The following is an 18,545-nucleotide window of genomic DNA, read 5'->3' as shown; positions in this document are numbered from 1 at the left end:
TTGTCACTCATGTGAGCACGCCACTACCTTCCGTGAGAACGCTCTCACAGACCTACGGAGGACCGGGTGCGCTTACTCGGAGTCGTCGTACTGGCCGGTGCCGTGCTCACCGCCGGCCAGGCGCATGCCGCTCCCACACGAGCAGCAGCAACCGCACCAACGGTCACCCTGATCACGGGCGATCAGGTGCTCACCGGCCAACGGGCAGTCAGACCGGCACCCGGCCGTGAGCACGCCACGTTCACCACCTACACCACGCAGGGCCACGAGTACGTGGTGCCGGACGACGCCATGCCGATGATCGCGGCCGGCCGCCTCGACGAGCGCCTGTTCGACGTCACCGAGCTCGCCACCTACGGCGGCGCCCTCCCCGTGATCGTCACCTACCCCGAGGGCACCGCTCGCGCCCAAAGCGCAGGCCTCCAGCTGCCCAGCATCAACGGGGTCGCCTTCGACGCGGCCAGGACGCCGATTGCCGGAATGTCAACAAGCAGCTTGTCAACAAGCGGAATGTCAACATTCGACATGTCGACATCCGGCATCAAGAAGATCTGGCTCGACGCCAAGCGCAAGGCGAACCTGGACCGCAGCGTCGCCCAGATCAACGCCCCCGCCGCCTACGAGGCGGGCTTCACCGGCAAGGACATCACGGTCGCCGTCCTCGACACCGGCGTCGACCAGTCCCACCCCGACCTGGCCGACCGCGAGATCGGCGAGCGCAACTTCACGAACTCGCCCGACGCGGGCGACCACTACGGCCACGGCACACACGTCGCGTCGATCATCGCGGGAACCGGCGCGAAGAGCGGCGGCAAGTACCGCGGCGTCGCACCGGACGCGCGCATCCTCGACGTGAAAGTGCTGGGCGACAACGGTTCCGGCCAGGACAGCGGGATCATCGCCGGCATGGAGTGGGCGACCGAGCAGGGCGCCCAGATCGTCAACATGAGCCTCGGCGGCTACGACACCCCCGAGATCGAGCCCCTCGAAGAGGCCGTCAACCGCCTCAGCGCCGACAAGGGCACGCTGTTCGTGATCGCCGCCGGCAACAGCGGCCCGAACACCAGGACCATCGGCTCGCCCGGCACCGCCGACGCGGCCCTCACCGTCGGCGCCGTCGACGACCAGAACGAGATCGCGGAGTTCTCGAGCCGCGGCCCGACCCAGGCCGGCACGCTCAAGCCCGACCTCACCGCGCCGGGCGTCGGCATCGTCGCCGCCCTGCACTCCGACGGCCGGATCGGCTCGCCGGTCGTCGACGGCTACACCTCGCTCGACGGCACCTCGATGGCGACCCCGCACGTCGCGGGCGCGGCGGCCCTCCTGCGCCAGCAGCACCCGGACCTGACCGGCGCCCAGCTCAAGGCCCGCCTCACCGGCAGCACCACTCCCACCGCGAAGCTGACGCCGTTCGAACAGGGCTCCGGCCGCGTCGACGTCGCCAAGCTGATCAAGCAGAACGTGACCTCGAACCCGACCAGCCTCAGCTTCGGCGCGCACCAGTGGCCGCACACCGGCAAACCCGCGCTGACCAAGGAGATCACCTACAGCAACGCGGGCTCCGAGCCCGTCACGCTCGACCTCACCACCGACACGAACGGCTCGCTGTTCAGCGTCTCCCCCGCCAAGCTCACCGTGCCCGCGGGCGGCTCCGCGACCGCCACGGTCACCGCGGACATCGCCAAGCAGCCCAACGGCGGGGTGATCGGCGGCGCGGTCGTCGCGAACGGCCTGCGCACCGCAGTGGTCGTCGACCTGGAAACCGAGAGCTACGACGTCAAGATCACCGGAACCGAACGCTCCGGCGTCGCGACGACCTCGACCTTCGCGTTCCTGATCAACGTCGACACCGGCGCCCGCGTCTGGCCGAACAGCACGACCGGCGTGGCCCGCCTCGCCAAGGGCCGCTACATCCTCAACGGCAGCGTCATGTCGTCGAGCGTCGGCTACACCCACGACGTGATCAACTACCCGAACCTGACCGTCACCGGCGCCACCACGATCAACCTCGACGCCCGGCAGGCCAAGCCGGTCCAGGTGAAGCTCCCGGTCGCCGCGCAACTCTCGTTGCTGCAGACCGGTTTCGAACGGGTCGTCAACGGCACCGCCTACACCATCGGCAACTTCTCGGTCGGCGGCGTGATCGACCACCTCGGCGTCGCGAGCCTCGGCCCCGACTCGAACGAGGTCACCGGCAAGACCGCGACCTTCTGGAACGCGGGCCCGGACTTCTACGGACTCGCCTGGTACGAAAAGGGATCCGCGCCGAAGGGCCTGACCAAGACCGTCGCGAAGAAGGACCTCGCGTCCGTCAAGGTCGACATGCCCGCTCTCCAGCAAGGCCAGAACGCCACCATCGGCCACACCTCGGCCCCGGAAGGCCGCGCCGACTGGGGCTACGGCTCACTCGACAACCTGGCAGCCGGCCCGCGCACCGAGTACTACGGCGGCGAAGGCGGCGACTGGTCACGCCGGTTCACCCTGTTCAACGAGAACGGCTTCGCCGGCGCACTGGTCGGCCCGCTCAAGCACTACCGCCCAGGCAGGTCCTACGCCGAACCGTTCAACCGCGCGGTGTTCGGCCCCGCACTACCCGAGGCCCGCGGCATCCCGCACACGTTCCGCACCGGCAACCTCATGCGGATCACCGTCTCCCTGTACGGCGACAACGCGGGCAACGAGGGCTACGGCCCAGTCACCGAGGCCAAAACCACCCTGTACCGCGACGGCACCAAGGCCGGCGAAACCGCCGAAGCGGGCTGGGGCCTGTTCGACGTAGAACCAGGCGCCGCGAACTACCGCGTAGAGACAACCGCCACCCGCGACACCCCGTTGAGCACCACGGTGTCCGGCACCTGGACGTTCCGCAGCGACACCACCCCCAAGCAAACCGCGCTGCCGCTGTCCGTAATCCGCTTCACCCCACAACTCGACGACAACGGCACCGCTCGCGCCGGCCAGATGCTCGCCGTGCCGATCTCGACCCAGTCGCAAACCGACCCGGTGCAGGTCACGTCCGTCGAGGTCTCCTACGACAACGGCAAGACATGGCGCCGCACCCCCGTCACCCTGGGCCGGGTACTCCTGGCCCACCCGAAGGACGCCAAGTCGGTCTCCTTGCGCGCCAAGGCGTCCGGCAACGGCCAGACCGTGGAGCAGACGATCGTCAACGCGTACCTGCTCCGCTGATGAACCGGCCCGCGCGCTCCCGAGCCCACAAGACGAACGAGCGCGCGGGCCTCCCGGCACGTCCTCCACCGTCGGCATGACCGTGCACCTCTGAGCGAAGGGACGGCTGGCGTACCTCCTTCCACTTCCGTCGTCGACTGGGCGAGGATGCTGGCGACGCCCGTCCACTCCGGAACCCTGGAGCGCACCGCCATGAAGTACACCGTCTCGATCGAGATCGCGCTGCCGCTGGAGCGGGTGGTCCAGCTGCTCGCCGACCCGGCACACATGCCGAAGTGGCTGCGGGGTCTGGTGCTGCACGAGCCGCTGAGCGGGGCGCACGGGCAGGTCGGCACCAAGTCGCGGGTCGTGATGCAGATGGGGCAGCAGAAGTTCGAGGGCACCGAGACCATCACGCGCAGGGAACCGGCAGACCTGCGCGAGATCCCGGCAGGGAGCGTCGTCCACTTCGACCGCGAGATCCTCGGCGAGGGCATGTGGAGCGCCGCGCGCGAGCGGCTGACCGAAGCAGGTCCGGAGACGACGCTCTGGGTGAGCGAGAACGAGTACCGGTTCAGCGGCCTGCTGATGCGGCTGGTGGGGGTCCTGATGCCCGGCGCCTTCCGCAAGCAGTCGCGACAGCACATGCAGGACTTCAAGGCGTTCGCCGAGCTGGGAGCGGACGTCCGCGAAGCGAAGGACTGATGATCGTGCACGGCGGCGTGAGCACAGGCTGGATCCGCTGAACCGAACCAGAAGGTTGTTCGCGAAGCTCTGAGGTTTGCGCAAGCCTTGCGAAAGATCCGCAAACCCGCAGCAAGCCGGCGCAAGCGGGCGTATCGAGATCAAATCAATTTATCAGGCACGTTCGGGTTCGAACCGACGACACGGCACGAAGAGCCGCCGCTGGTGATCGCCCCTGTGCCACCCACCACCGGGTTCAGGTACCCGAACCGGGACACGTCTTTCCTGTTCAGAGGGCGATGTCGCAAATTTGCGCAATCACGTCGAGATATTGCGGTAATCTGCTAGTCACTTCTACGGTGAGGCGCGCCACACCCCCTCGCGTCCCCACCGAGAAGGGCCAAGCACGCCATGTCATCGACGACACGCGCTCGCTCCCTGCTAGCCCCCTTAGTCGTACTGATCACCACCGCGGCCACGTTGACCGTCTCCCCTGCCGCACATGCCGCGGCGGTCAGCGTGGACCTGCGGAAGCAGACCCGCATCGGCCAGGTCACGCTCAAGGCGTCCCGCGACGGCACGGAGACGTTCGCCGTGCAGACGAGTCTCGACGGCAGAGGCTGGTCGACACTCGTCGCGGAACAGCCGCACACCTTCAAGAACGGCAAGGTGACGTTCCAGGTCGACCCGACGCTCGCCCGGCACGTGCGCGCCACCAGGACCACGGCCGAACTGGAAGTCCAGGAAGCCGCCGCCAGCGCCAAGTTGCAGGCGAGCTACAGCGCCAGCAGTGTCAACCAGGGCTACACCCCCAACAACGTGGGTGACGGCAACCAGGGCACGTACTGGGAGAGCGCGAACAACGCGTTCCCGCAGTGGATCCAGGCCGATCTCGGGTCCGCGATCAGGGCCGACCGGGTCGTGCTGAAGCTGCCGGCCGCGGACTGGGGCGCACGCACCCAGACGTTCGCGGTGCAGGGCAGCACGGACGGCCAGAACTTCACGGATCTGGTGGCGGCCAAGGGTTATGAGTTCAACCCGGCGGCGAGCAACACCGTCACCGTCGACTTCACCGCCGCCACCGCGCGGTACGTACGGCTGCGGATCACCGGGAACACCGGGTGGCCCGCTGGTCAGCTCAGCGAGTTCGAGGTGCACGGGCCCACGACGGGTGACACGCAGGCACCAAGCGCGCCGGCGGGCCTCGCCTTCACGCAGCCGCAGTCCGGGCAGATCAGGCTGACCTGGAACGCCAGCACGGACAACGTCGGCGTCACCGGCTACGACGTCTTCGCCAACGGCAGCCTGCGCACCACGGTCACCGGTACGACCTACACCGACAGCCAGCCCGACGGGCTGCGAGTGACCTACCACGTGATCGCGAAGGACGCGGCGGGCAACCAGTCCCCCGCCAGCAACTCGGTGACGCGTGAGGGTGCCACCGGTACGAACCTGGCCCAGGGCAAGCCCGTCACGGCGAACCACAACGTGCACAACTTCGTCGCGGCCAACGCCAACGACGGCAACGTGCAGACCTACTGGGAGTCCAACGGGTTCCCCGGCACGCTGACCGTCCAACTGGGATCGAACGCGGACCTGAGCTCGCTCGCGGTCAAGCTCAACCCGGACTCGGTGTGGGGCGCGCGCACGCAGAACGTCGAGGTCCTCGGTCGCGAGCAGAACGCCACCGGCTTCACGAGCCTCGTCGCGGGTCGCGACTACCGCTGGGATCCGGCCGGCGGCAACAGCGTCACGATCGGCGTCTCCGCCAGGGTCGCCGACGTCCAGCTGCGGTTCACGTCCAACACCGGCGCGCCCGGCGCCCAGGTGGCGGAGATCCAGGTGTTCGGCACCCCTGCCCCGAACCCCGACCTCACCGTCACGGGTACGTCGTTCACGCCGGTCAGCCCGGTCGAGACCGACCAGATCACGCTGAACGCCACCGTCCGCAACGCGGGCACAGCGGCCAGCGTTGCCACCGACGTGACGTTCTTCCTCGGCACGACCGCGGTCGGCACGGCTCAGGTCGGCGCGCTCGCGGCGGGTACGCAAGGAGGCGTCAGCACCACCATCCCGGCGCGTCCGGAGGGTTCGTACCAGTACACCGCCAAGGTCGACGAGACCAAGAAGGTGGCGGAGCAGGACGAGACCAACAACTCGCGGCTGCACCCGGACGCGCTCGTGGTCACGCCGGTCCCGAGTTCCGACCTGGTCGCGGTGCCGACCTGGTCGCCGAGCAACCCCAGCAACGGCCAGAACACCACGTTCACCGTCGCGATCAAGAACCAGGGCACCCTCAACAGTGCCGCCGGGGCGCACGGCATCACGGTCACGATCCTCAACAGCAGCGGCCAGACCGTTCGCACGCTGACCGGCAGCCACAACGGCACGATCAACGCCGGTGCCACGTCCGCGGCGGTCAACCTCGGCACCTGGCCGGCCGCCGACGGCCGGTACACGGTCCGCACGGTGATCGCGAACGACGGCAACGAGATCCCGGCCAAGCAGGGCAACAACACCAGCGAGCAGTCGTTGTTCATCGGCCGCGGTGCCAGCGTTCCGTGGCAGCACGTCGAGGCCGAGGACGCCACGATCGGTGGTGGCGCGCAGGTTCTCAGTCCCAACAGGACGATCGGCGACCTCGCCGGTGAGGCGTCCGGCCGCCGTGCCGTCACGCTGAACGGCAACGGCCAGTCGGTCGAGTTCACGACGAGTGGACCGACGAACACCCTGGTCACCCGGTTCTCGATCCCGGACAGCTCGGGCGGCGGTGGCATCACCTCGAACCTCAACGTCTACGTCAACGGCCAGTTCCACAAGGCCATCGACCTGACGTCGAAGTACATGTGGCTCTACGGCAACGAAGCCAGCCCCGGCAACTCGCCGGGAGCGGGCGGCCCGCGCCACATCTACGACGAGGCGAACGTCATGCTCAACTCGACGTTCCCGGCGGGCACGAAGATCAAGCTGCAGAAGGACGCGGCCAACACCACGAACTACGCGATCGACTTCGTGAACTTCGAACAGGTGTCGGCGGCCGGAAATCCTGACGCCGCACGCTATGCCGTGCCCGCCGGGTTCTCCCACCAGGACGTGCAGAACGCGCTCGACCGCGTCCGGATGGACACGACCGGCAACCTGATCGGCGTCTACCTGCCCGCGGGCACCTACCAGACGCAGCAGAAGTTCAACGTCTACGGCAAGGCGATCCGGGTGATCGGCGCCGGGCCCTGGTTCACCAGGTTCCAGGCCCCGCTCACGCAGGAGAACACCGACATCGGGTTCGACGCGCAGTCGTCCGCGAGCGGGTCGACGTTCAGCGGGTTCGCCGTGTTCGGCAACTACACGCAGCGCAACGACGGGCCGGGCAAGGTGTTCAACTTCGCCGGCGTGCAGAACATGACCATCGAGAACATCTGGGTCGAGCACATGATGTGCCTGTTCTGGGGCAACAACGTCGACAACAACGTCATCAGGGACAGCCGCATCCGCGACATGTACGCGGACGGCCTCAACATGACGAACGGCTCAGCGGGCAACCGGATCTCCAACATCGAGGCCCGCTCGACCGGTGACGACGCCTTCGCGCTGTTCGCCGCGACCGACAGCGGTGGCAGCGGCCAGCAGAACAACGTCTTCGAGAACCTCTCGGTGACGACTCCTTGGCGCGCGGCAGGTCTCGCGGTCTACGGCGGCAAGCTCAACACGTTCCGCAACATCTACGTGGCGGACACGCTCACCTACTCCGCCGTGACGATCAGCTCGCTCGACTTCGGCTATCCGATGGAGGACTTCGGGCCGGAACCGACGACGTTCAGCGGGCTCACGCTGGTGCGTTCCGGTGGGCATTTCTGGGGCGCGCAGACGTTCGGCGCGATCTGGATGTTCTCGGCTTCCAAGAAGTACACCGGGATCCGGGTGAGTGACGTCGAGATCATCGATCCGACGTACAGCGGAATCATGTTCCAGACCAAGTACAACGGTGCGGCCGAGAACATCTTCCAGGACACGGTGCTGTCCAACGTGAGCATCTCGGGCGCGCGCAAGAGCGGCGACCAGTTCGACGCCAAGTCCGGGTTCGGCCTGTGGGCCAACGAGATGCCCGAACCGGGCCAGGGTCCCGCCGTGGGTTCGGTGACGTTCAACGGCCTGCGGTTCAGCAACAACTTCCAGGACATCAGGAACACGACCTCCACTTTCACGATCAACATCAACTGATTTCCCTGCCGTGAAGGACAATTCAATGAAAAACACGCTATTGAGGCGTGCGGTGAGTGCTGCGTTCATTCCTGCGCTCGTCACCGCACTGGCCCTCTTCGGTCTCACCCCAACGGCAGGAGCAGCAGTCGTCCGGCTGTCGGCCAACCTGACCGCGTCGAGCAGCAACGGCCCGTACGGCGCCGGCAACGCCGGTGACGGCAACCAGGGCAGCTACTGGGAGAGCACGAACGCCGTGTTCCCGCAGTGGATCCAGGCCGATCTGGGTGCCGCGAAGGACGTCAGCAAGGTGGTGCTGCGGCTGCCCTCGAACTGGGAGCAGCGCACGCAGACCCTTGCCGTGCAAGGGAGTTCGAACGGTTCGCAGTTCACCGACATCGTGGGCTCCGGCGGGCGGACGTTCGCGCCAGGCTCGAACAACACGGTGACGCTGGACTTCGCGGCGACCAGCGTCAGGTACGTGCGCGTCACGATCACCGCGAACACCGCGTGGCCCGCGGGTCAGCTCAGCGAGTTCGAGGTGCACGGCGAGTCCGGGCCCGTCGACCCGCCGCCCACCGGCGACAACCTCGCGGCGGGCAAGCCGGTCGAGGAGTCCGGTCACGTGCACGACTTCGTGCCCGGCAACGCCGTCGACGGCAACACCGGCACGTACTGGGAGTCCAACGGCTTCCCCGGTCACCTGACCGCGAAGCTGGGCTCGAACGCGGACGTGACCTCGGTCGTCGTCAAGCTCAACCCGGACGGCGTGTGGGGTGCCCGCACGCAGAACTTCGAGGTGCTGGGCCGGGAGTCGAGCGCCACGGCGTTCGCGACCCTGAAGGCACGGGCGGACTACCGGTTCGACCCGGCCACCGGCAACACCGTCACCATCCCGGTGAGCGGTCGCGCGGCGGACGTGCGGCTGCACTTCTACTCGAACACCGGCGCGCCCGGCGGCCAGGTCGCCGAGTTCGAGGTGTTCGGTGCCGCCGCGCCGGCTCCTGACCTGACCGTCACGAACCTGACGTGGACGCCGGCCAGCCCGAGCGAGGCGGACGCGATCCGGCTCACCGCCACCGTGCGCAACGGTGGCACCGTGGCGTCCGGCGCGACGACCGTCAACGTCACGCTCGGCGGCACCGTCGCGGGCACCGCACAGGTCGCCGGGCTCGCTCCTGGAGCCACCGCCGGCGTCAGCGTCGACGCGGGTCGGCGGGGTGCCGGGTCCTACGCGGCCGCGGCCGCGGTGGACCCGGCCAACCAGGTCGCGGAGACCAACGAGGGCAACAACACCTTCACCTCCGGCACTCCCCTGGTCGTCGGCCAGGCGCCCGGACCGGACCTGCAGATCACCGGCATCACGCCGAACCCGTCGTCGCCGGCGGCAGGCCAGCAGGTGACGTTCGCGGTGCAGGTCAACAACCGCGGCACGTCGGCGGCAGGCGCTTCGGTGACGCGCGTGGCCGTCGGCGGCAGCACGTTGACCGCCAACACCTCCGCCATCAACGCCGGCCAGACCGTGACGGTCAACGTCGGCACGTGGACCGCCACGAACGGTGGGGCCACGGCCACCGCGACCGCCGACGCGACCGGTCAGGTCGCGGAGACCAACGAGACCAACAACACCGCGACCCAGTCCATTGTGGTCGGACGCGGCGCCTCGGTTCCGTTCACCAGCTACGAAGCCGAAAGCGGCCGCTACCAGGGCACGCTGCTGCAGGCCGACGCGAAGCGCACGTTCGGGCACACCAACTTCGGCTCCGAGTCCTCGGGCCGCAAGTCGGTGCGCCTCGACAGCCAGGGCCAGTTCGTCGAGGTCACCTCGACGGTCAGCACGAACTCGATCGTCGTCCGCAACTCGATCCCGGACGCCGCCGCGGGCGGTGGCCAGGAGGCGACGATCAGCCTGTACGCGAACGACCAGTTCGTGCAGAAGCTGACCCTGTCGTCACGCCACAGCTGGCTCTACGGCACCACCGACGACCCCGAGGGCCTCACGAACCGGCCGGGTGGCGACGCCCGCAGGTTGTTCGACGAGACCTCACAGCTGCTCGCGAACTCCTACCCGGCCGGTACCCGGTTCAAGCTCCAGCGCGACGCCGGTGACAGCGCGCAGTTCTACGTCATCGACCTGATCGACCTGGAGCAGGTCGCGCCGGCCGCGCAGAAGCCCGCCGAGTGCGCGTCCATCACGCAGTACGGGGCCACGCCCAACGACCAGACGGACGACACGGACGCCCTGCAGCGTGCCGTGACGGCCGACCAGAACGGGGAGATCCCCTGCGTCTGGATCCCGGAGGGCAAGTTCCGCCAGGAGAAGAAGATCCTGACCGTGTTCAACAGCGGCGGGGACAACCAGGTCGGCATCCGCAACGTCGCGATCCGCGGCGCCGGCATGTGGCACTCGCAGCTGTTCTCGCTGATCCAGCCGCAGGACGCCGACACGATCAACCACCCGCACGAGGGCAACTTCGGGTTCGACATCGACGACAACACGCAGATCTCCGACATCGCGATCTTCGGCTCCGGCCGGATCCGCGGCGGTGACGGCGGCGCGGAGGGTGGCGTCGGCCTCAACGGGCGGTTCGGCAAGAACACGAAGATCTCCAACGTGTGGATCGAGCACGCCAACGTCGGTGTCTGGGTCGGCCGCGACTACACCAACCTGCCGGATCGCTGGAATCCCGGCGACGGCCTGCAGTTCAACGGCATGCGCATCCGCGACACCTATGCCGACGGCATCAACTTCACCAACGGCACGCGCAACTCCACGGTGTTCAACTCGTCGTTCCGCACCACGGGCGACGACGCGCTGGCGGTGTGGGCGTCGAAGTACGTGAAGGACCAGAACGTGGATGTCGGCAGCGGCAACGCGTTCCTCAACAACACCATCGCGTTGCCGTGGCGCGCCAACGGAATCGCGATCTACGGAGGTTCGAACAACCGCGCGGAGAACAACATCATCTCCGACACGGCCAACTACCCGGGCATCATGCTGGCGACCGACCACGACCCGTTGCCGTTCGGGGGCACGACGTTGCTCGCCAACAACGCCCTCTACCGCACCGGTGGCGCGTTCTGGGGTGAGGCGCAGGAGTTCGGCGCCATCACGCTGTTCTCCCAGAACCTGGCGATCCCCGGTGTCGTCATCCGCGACACCGAGATCCTCGACTCCACCTTCGACGGGATCCAGTTCAAGGGCGGCGGCAGCGGCATGCCGGACGTGCAGATCACCAACGTGCGCATCGACAGGTCGAACAACGGCGCGGGCATCCTGGCGATGGCCCAGGCCAGGGGTTCGGCGCGGCTGACGAACGTCACGATCACCAACTCCGCCGACGGCGACATCGTCAGGGAGCCGGGGACGCAGTTCGTCATCAACTAGATCGGTAGGTCACATTTGAAGCCACCTCCAGCTGGGTATGCCCTGGCTGGAGGTGGTTTCTCATGTCCACTGTCGTGGTCGGGTTCGACGGTTCCGATCTCGCCAAGCGAGCCGCGTTCTGGGGCGCGGAAGAGGCCTCACGCTGCGGATCGGACCTGCAGGTCGTGCACGCCGTTCGCGCGCCGCTGCCCGAGCCCGTCTTCACCCCCATGTCCACCCCGATCCCGGAGTTCGTCACCGAGGAGACGATGAGCAAGGCCGCCGAGGACCACCTGGCCGAGCTCGCGGCCGAGATCAGGCAGGGCTGGCCGGATCTCCAGGTCACCACGAACGTGCGACTCGGCCGCGCCGTCGACGTGCTCGCCGCGGAACCCGGCGACCTGCTCGTGCTCGGTTCGTCGGGCCGCACCGGCATCGCCGAGATGGTCCTCGGCTCCACCGCCGCCGAACTCGTGTCGATCGGCGGACGTCCAGTCGTCGTCACGCGCTCTGGGCCCGTGGACGGTCGTGTCGTCGTGGGCATCGACGGCTCCGAGACTTCCACGGACGCCATCGAGTTCGCCTTCGCGTTCGCCGCGCGGCACGGACGCGAACTGCTCGCCGTCCACGCTTTCAACGACGTCGCCTGGGCCGAACTGCCGGAGGGGGACGTCGACCACGTCCGCGCGGACCTCGCGAAACTGCTCGAAGAACAGCTGGCGCCCCACGTCGCCCGCCACCCCGAGGTGCACGTGGCGCAGGAAGTCGCGTTCAACGCACCCGCACGGGCGTTGCTCCAGGCGGCCGATGGCGCCGCGCTCGTTGCCGTGGGCAGCCACGGCCGTGGCGCGGTGAAGCGTGCAATTCTGGGTTCAGTGAGCCACGCTGTGCTCCACCACGCGCCGTGCCCGGTCGCCGTGGTCCATCGGAGGTGACGTCATGCGCGGCTTGCCCGTGCTGGTGATGTGCTTGGTGCTGTCGGCCTGCGGAGCTCAGAACCCGCCACCGCTGACACCGGGATCGAGCACTCCGACCTCCGACACGTCCACACCGAGCATCCCGGCTCCGCTGCCGCCCTCGTCCGCGCCGCTGACCACGACGCCGTCACGGGCGTTGGAGCCGGGAATGACCGTGCGGGGAACAGTGTCCGCCGGCGTCGAGTTGGGCTGTCTCGTCCTGAACACCGGCACCGCGCAGTACCTGCTGCTCGGCGCCGACCCCGCGATCGCGGTGGCCGGCGCCGAGATCGAGGTGACGGGACGGGCCGAGCCGGGGGCGATGACCACCTGCCAGCAGGGCACGCCGTTCACCGTCCAGAAGACGCTGCGGATCAACCCCTGAGCGATGTGCTTGACCTCGACCTCGCTGGAGGTTGAAGACTTGGATCATGACGATCTGGATCTGCGGGACGTGCGGGGTCGAACACCCCGACAGCGCCCAACCCCCGGCGGGTGTCTGCGAGATCTGCGCCGACGAACGGCAATACGTGCCCGAGTCCGGCCAGGTGTGGACGACGCTGGACGAACTGGCCGCTGACGGTCACGAACTGGTGCACCAGGAGGTCGAGCCGGGCGTCCACCGGCTGCACCGGGAACCCGAGTTCGGCATCGGCCAGTGGACGTTCGTGGTTCAGACGCCGCACGGCAACCTGCTGTGGGACCCGCCCAACCACGTCGACCAGCCGTTGCTCGACAAGATCACCGAACTGGGCGGTGCCGCGGTGATCGTGGCGAGCCATCCGCACATGTACGGCTCGCAGGTGAGCCTCAGTCACCGGCTCGGCAACGTCCCGGTCCTGGTGCACGCCGCCGACCGGCGGTGGGTGCGGCGGGAGGACCCGGTGATCGGTGAGTGGTCAGGCGTCGAGGAGGTGCTGCCCGGCATCACCCTGGTCGAAGCGGGCGGGCACTTCCCCGGCGCCGCGGTCGCCCACGTCGCCGCCGGCTCTGACGGAAAGGGCACCCTGCTCGTCGGGGACACCATCGTGCCGGTGCCGGACACGGGCTGGGTGACGTTCATGCGGAGCTATCCGAACCGGATCCCGCTGTCCGCCGGGCTGGTGCGGCGGATCGTCGACCGGCTCGAACCGCATCCGTTCGAACGCCTGTACTCACTGCTGGGCGGCTCGGTGCTGGTCGACGCCAAGGGTGCGGTGCGCCGCTCCGCCGACCGCTACATCGCCTGGGTCAGCGGAGCGAACGACCACCTCGGGTGACGGTCAGCTCGTCAGGGCCTTGCGCAGGAACGCCGCGGCCTGGTTGATCGCGGCCTCGGCGGCGTGCGTGCCGCGCAGCGCGTTGAGCATCACGAAGTCGTGGATGACCCCCGCGTACCGGACGGCGGTGACGGGCACGCCAGCCTCGCGCAGCTTGTCCGCGTAGGCCTCGCCCTCGTCGCGCAGCACGTCGGCCTCGGCGGTGATCACCAGTGCCTGCGGCAGACCCGCGAGCTGTTCGGTCGTGGCGCGCAACGGGGACGCGGTGATCTCGGCGCGCTCCAGCGGGTTCGTCGTGTACTGGTCCCAGAACCACTGCATGCCGTCGCGCCGCAGGAAGTAGCCCTCGGCGAACTGCAGGTACGAGTCGGTGTCGAAGGAGGCGTCGGTCACCGGGTAGAACAGCACCTGGGCCAACAGCGCGACGTCGCCGCGTTCCTTGGCCTGCAACGTCAACGCCGCCGCCATGTTGCCGCCGACCGAGTCACCGGCGACCGCGACGCGGGAGGCGTCGAGGCCGTACGCGGCGCCGTCGCTCTGGATCCACTGGGCGGTGGCGTAGTTCTGGTTGATCGCGACCGGGTAGCGGGCCTCCGGCGAGAGCGAGTAGTCCGGGAACACGACCGCCGCGCCCGCGCCGACCGCGAGTTCGCGGACCAGGCGGTCGTGGGTGTGGGCGTTGCCGAACACCCAGCCGGCGCCGTGGATGTAGAGGACGACGGGGAGCTCGCCCGCGACACCGGCAGGCTTGATCACGCGGACCTTGAAGCCGTCCAGCTCCACCCACTGCTCGTCGACCTCGGGCTTCTCGACGGAACCCGACTGCACCTCGTCGACGGCCTTGCGGCCCTCTTCCGGGGCGATCTCGAACAGGAACGGCGGCTGGGCGGTGGCGGCGGCGAACTCGGCGGCGGCGGGCTCGAGGACTGGGCGCTTCATGGCTGCTCCTTCGGATCGGATGCCATAAAGCTATTGCACGATTAAATCGTGCACAACGTAACTGTCGCCTCATCGCGACCGGGAATATGTTCGGCCCCCGCCGAATCCGACGGGGGCCGAACGCTCACGTCGCTCAGGCGACCGTGAAGCCCGTGGTCGCACCGGTGAAGCCGGTGATCTTGCCGGTCCAGCCGCTCTTCTCGTCGCCGTGGTGCACGATCCGGTAGGTGCCGGCGGGCGTGTCCGCCGGGATCTGCCAGGTGATCGTGGCGTTCGAGAACGCGATGCCGACCCGTTCCCACTTGTAGCGCGTGGACCAGTCACCGTCGTCGGCGACGCGCACCCACTGGCCGTTCACCTGTCGCTGCACTTCGAGGAACGTGTGGTTGCGGTGCAGGTTGTTCTTCGGGTGCCCGGTGACGAACACGGACGTCACGGTCTCGCCGCGCCCATAGGACGGCTTCGGCGCGATCAGGACGTCGCCGTACTTCTTGTCCGCGGGCTTGTCGTCGAGCACGACACCGGTCTGCAGGTTGATGTCGGTGAACGGCGGCTTGCCCGGGTTCGGGCCGGCGGGCAAAGTGGAACCGGCCTTCATCGACGCCGCGAGCTTGCCGAACTCCTGCTGGTACGCAGGTGTGGTGTTGCGGCCGAACAGCGTCGAGCCGCCCTCGTACTGCTGCGAGTCGTACTCCTCCGGAGTGGTGACGTACTGGCTGTAGTCGTTGGCATAGCCCTGGATCAGCACGTTCTGCAGCGGCACACCCAGCTCGGCAGCCACCGCCTTGCGGATGCGCAGACCCGCGGTGATCGTGACCTCACCCGGCATCGCGACGAGGTGCAGCTGGCCGATGCGGACGAGCTGCAGCGGCACGATGTTCGGCGTCGCGCCGATCAGACCCGTTGGCACCAAAGAGGCCTTGGGGAACTGGCAGTCCCGCAACCACTGCGGAACCTCCATCTGCAACGGCTCGAACAGCTTCTTCCACGGCGACTGCATGCCCTCGGAGAAGCCGGGGATCGCCGGGCCGTCCTCGACGCTGCCCGCGATCGTCGACGCACCAACGACTCCAGAGCACGTGGAGCCGGGCTGACCGTTCGAGGTGAAGCGGCCGTCGACCTGCACGGTCGACATGTCCACGAACCGCATCCGCGAGTCGACGCCACCGGACACCGCGGCCTGCGGGCCGTGGTAGACCTCCTGCGCCTTGCGGTTCTGGCGCTCGCCGATGATCCGCGTGTTCTCCCACTCGTTCTCGGTGGGGCCGGAACCGGGCTTGAGGTTGAGGTTCGGCGACATGTCGCCGGCGTTGGTGTTCGGGAACGCCGCCACGAAGCCCGCGGTGTTGTCCAGGTACCGCACACCTTCGTCGTCGTGCTCCCACTGGTACGCCGCGTAACCCTTGTTGTCCGGGCTGATCAGCGTGTTCGCATTGGTGATCGACGTGTTGTGCGTGGCGAACCAGCTGATCGCGCCGACGTCGTCACCGGACTGCTTGAACTTCAGCACGGTCATCTGCGGGTCGATCCCGGCGGGGAACGCGCCCTTGTCCGGGTTCTTGTCGAACGCGACGCGCGAGCGGTTCACCGACGCGTTCGTGAGCTCGCCGAACCCGAGGCTGATCGAACCGGGCTTGAGGTCCTCGTGCGCCTCGACGACCGACTCGGCGATGCCGTCGACCACGGCCGCGAGCGCCTGCGGCTGCATGCCGAGGATCGACAGGTTGTAGGCGAGGTTGTGCGACTGGCCGCCGGGCCCGGAGTGCGTGTGCGTGGCGGACAGCAGCAGGTTCTCGCGCGTGTAGGTGTTGCCGTACTTGGCCTGGAGCTTGCCGAGCACGCCCTCCTGCACCGCGCGGAAGATCATCGCGAGGTCGGCGTTGACGTACGCGACCCGTTTGCCGGTGGTCCGGTCGACCACGACGTACGCCCGCGACCGCAGCCGCTGGGAGATGCCCGTCGTCTTCTGGTCGAACTTGGAGTAGCCCATCATGCCGTTCTCGGCGGCCGGGCCGGTGACGTCGGAGATGCCCCGGCCGACGAGGTAGGGCTCGGGTTCCGCCCACGCGAACGGGCCGCTGACCAGCACCGCACCGGTCAGTGCGGCGACGACCGTCAAGACTTTGGTCCGCATGAGCACCCCGCTAAGTGAATGGGATTCACATTTCAGGTTGAACGGTAGGTGATCCAGACCACTTCGAGCAAGTCACCGCGAGTGCGTTGGCGGTGACGACGAGCAAGATTCCAGCCCAATGGTGGAGTTCGAGCGTCTCCCCCAGCACCACGAGCCCCGCCAGCGCCGCCAGCACCGGGTGCACGCTCATCGCCAGCCCGAACAGGCGCGCGGGCACCTTCCTGAGCGCGATCACGTCGACCGCGTAGGGCACGACGCTGCAGAACACGCCCGCGCCGACCGCGTAGAGGATCGACACCCCGGTCAGCTTCCCCTGCACCACCAGCAGCACCGCGACCGGGACGTACAGCGTCGCCGACATCGCGGTCGCGACGGCGGGCGCCTGCAGACCGGGCAACCGGGCCCCGACCAGGCGGTTGAGCAGGATGTACGCGGCCCAGCAGCCCGCCGCGAGCAGGCCGAGCCCGACCCCGAGGTAGTCGCTGCTCGGGCCGGGCAGCACCAGCACGTACACACCGGCCGCCGCGATCAGCACGAACAGGAAGTCCTGACGGGTGCGCGAACCGGCCAGCGCGACGCCGAGCGGCCCGAGCACCTCCAGCGTGACGGCGAGACCGAGGCCGATGCGGTCGATCGCCAGGTAGAGACTGAGGTTCATGGTGGCGAACACCAGGCCGAGCGCGATCGTCGGCCACCACTGCGCCCAGGTGAATCTTCGCAGGTCCGGCCGAGCCATCGGGAGCAGCACGGCGGCCGCCACGAACTGGCGCACCGCCACGACACCGGCCGGGCCGATCGTGGCGAACGCGTGGGCGCCCACGGCGGCGCCGAGCTGGTTGCTGGCCGCGCTCGCGGTCATCGTCGCGAATCCACCGATGCTCTTCATGCCGCTCAGCCTGCGGTCGCGGCATCGATGCGGGAAATGCATGAGCCGTGTCACCTATACGCTGGGCGCATGGATCTGCGGCAGCTCCGAGCGTTCGTCGCGGTGGTCGACGCGGGCACGTTCACCGACGCGGCAAGGGAACTCGACCTCACCCAGGCGTCGGTGTCCCGCGCGATCGCCGCGCTGGAGGCATCGCTGGGTGTGCGGCTGCTGCAACGCTCGACCCGGCACGTCGCGCTGACGTCGACCGGCACCCAGGTGCTCGCCGGGGCGCGGCGGGTGCTGGACGAGGTCGCGCACCTGCACCGGATCGCGTCGCAGTCGTCGACGGAGCTGCGGATCGGTTATGCCTGGTCGGCGCTGGGCAAGCACACCCGGCGCGTGCAGAAGGCCTGGGCCGCGGCACATCCCGGCCTGCCGCTGGTGTTCGTCCAGTCGAACTCGCTGACCGCGGGGCTCGCCGAGGGCACCGCCGACGTCGCGGTCGTGCGGAAGGCCCTCGACGATCCGCGGTTCGAGACGGCGTTGCTCGGCACCGAACGGCGCTACGGCGTCGTCGCGACGGACAACCCGTTGGCACGCAAGCGTTCGCTGAAGCTGGCGGACCTGGCGCGGTACGGCATCGCGGTCGACGACCGGACCGGAACGACCACTTTGGACCTGTGGCAGCCGGGCAAGGCACCCGCGGTCGTGCGCAACACGCACAGCGTCGACGAGTGGCTGACGTTGATCGCCGCCGGGCAGGCCGTGGGCATGACGTCCGAGGCCACCGCGAGCCTGAACCCACGGCCGGGTGTGGCGTATCGAGCGGTGGTGGACGCGCCGCCGATCCCGGTGTGGCTGGCGTGGTGGAAGGACCAGCCGCCGCAGCACCTGACCGACCTGATCACCCTGGCGTGCGACGCCTGTCGAGTGTGAGAAGTCGCTGCCAGGACAGGCGAATGAGTGGAAGGTT

Annotated in this window: 11 protein-coding genes; 8 read left to right on the top strand and 3 right to left on the bottom strand. The window is 68.4% G+C overall.

All coding sequences use genetic code 11. The annotated features are described in order from the left end of the window. The first annotated feature begins 66 nt into the window (after positions 1-66). The 7 genes from SK803_RS07795 (at position 67) to SK803_RS07765 (ending at position 13,631) form a co-directional block, all read left to right on the top strand. Complete coding sequence (locus tag SK803_RS07795; protein ID WP_319965115.1) at positions 67-3,189, top strand: S8 family peptidase; 3,123 nt, start codon at positions 67-69, stop codon at positions 3,187-3,189. A 147-nt stretch (positions 3,190-3,336) separates the two neighbouring features. Then, entirely contained in the window at positions 3,337-3,873 is a 537-nt protein-coding gene (locus SK803_RS07790; RefSeq protein WP_319965114.1) for an SRPBCC family protein, read from the top strand. Positions 3,874-4,332: 459 nt separating this feature from the next. After that, positions 4,333-8,070, top strand: a complete 3,738-nt coding sequence (locus tag SK803_RS07785; RefSeq protein WP_319965113.1) for a discoidin domain-containing protein — start codon at positions 4,333-4,335, stop codon at positions 8,068-8,070. Between the two features lie 52 nt (positions 8,071-8,122). Beyond that, positions 8,123-11,437, top strand: a complete 3,315-nt coding sequence (locus SK803_RS07780; protein ID WP_319965112.1) for a CARDB domain-containing protein — start codon at positions 8,123-8,125, stop codon at positions 11,435-11,437. Between the two features lie 62 nt (positions 11,438-11,499). Beyond that, positions 11,500-12,351: a universal stress protein gene (locus tag SK803_RS07775; protein ID WP_319965111.1), complete on the top strand. Its 852-nt coding sequence runs from the start codon at positions 11,500-11,502 to the stop codon at positions 12,349-12,351. Between the two features lie 4 nt (positions 12,352-12,355). Beyond that, the gene (locus SK803_RS07770; protein WP_319965110.1) at positions 12,356-12,757 is read left to right on the top strand and encodes a hypothetical protein; all 402 of its coding nucleotides are present in this window, start codon (positions 12,356-12,358) and stop codon (positions 12,755-12,757) included. Positions 12,758-12,803: 46 nt separating this feature from the next. Further along, complete coding sequence (locus tag SK803_RS07765; protein WP_319965109.1) at positions 12,804-13,631, top strand: MBL fold metallo-hydrolase; 828 nt, start codon at positions 12,804-12,806, stop codon at positions 13,629-13,631. Positions 13,632-13,634: 3 nt separating this feature from the next. Here SK803_RS07765 and SK803_RS07760 read toward each other — a convergent pair whose 3' ends face one another. The 3 genes from SK803_RS07760 to SK803_RS07750 form a co-directional block, all read right to left on the bottom strand. Then, positions 13,635-14,570, bottom strand: coding sequence for an alpha/beta hydrolase (locus SK803_RS07760; RefSeq protein WP_319965108.1), 936 nt, complete (start codon positions 14,568-14,570; stop codon positions 13,635-13,637). 133 nt (positions 14,571-14,703) lie between these two features. Further along, the gene (locus tag SK803_RS07755) at positions 14,704-16,704 is read right to left on the bottom strand and encodes a neutral/alkaline ceramidase (RefSeq protein ID WP_319965107.1); all 2,001 of its coding nucleotides are present in this window, start codon (positions 16,702-16,704) and stop codon (positions 14,704-14,706) included. A 25-nt stretch (positions 16,705-16,729) separates the two neighbouring features. Beyond that, positions 16,730-17,590: an EamA family transporter gene (locus SK803_RS07750; protein ID WP_319965106.1), complete on the bottom strand. Its 861-nt coding sequence runs from the start codon at positions 17,588-17,590 to the stop codon at positions 16,730-16,732. A gap of 69 nt (positions 17,591-17,659) precedes the next feature. On the opposite strand from SK803_RS07750, the gene SK803_RS07745 reads away from it, so the two are divergent. Next, on the top strand, positions 17,660-18,508 hold the full coding sequence (locus tag SK803_RS07745) for a LysR family transcriptional regulator (RefSeq protein ID WP_319965105.1): 849 nt from the start codon (positions 17,660-17,662) through the stop codon (positions 18,506-18,508). The last annotated feature ends 37 nt before the right edge of the window (positions 18,509-18,545 follow it).

This window comes from Lentzea miocenica (assembly GCF_033949945.1).
Classification (GTDB): Bacteria; Actinomycetota; Actinomycetes; order Mycobacteriales; family Pseudonocardiaceae; genus Lentzea; species Lentzea miocenica.
This window is presented reverse-complemented; position numbering and strand designations above follow the sequence as displayed.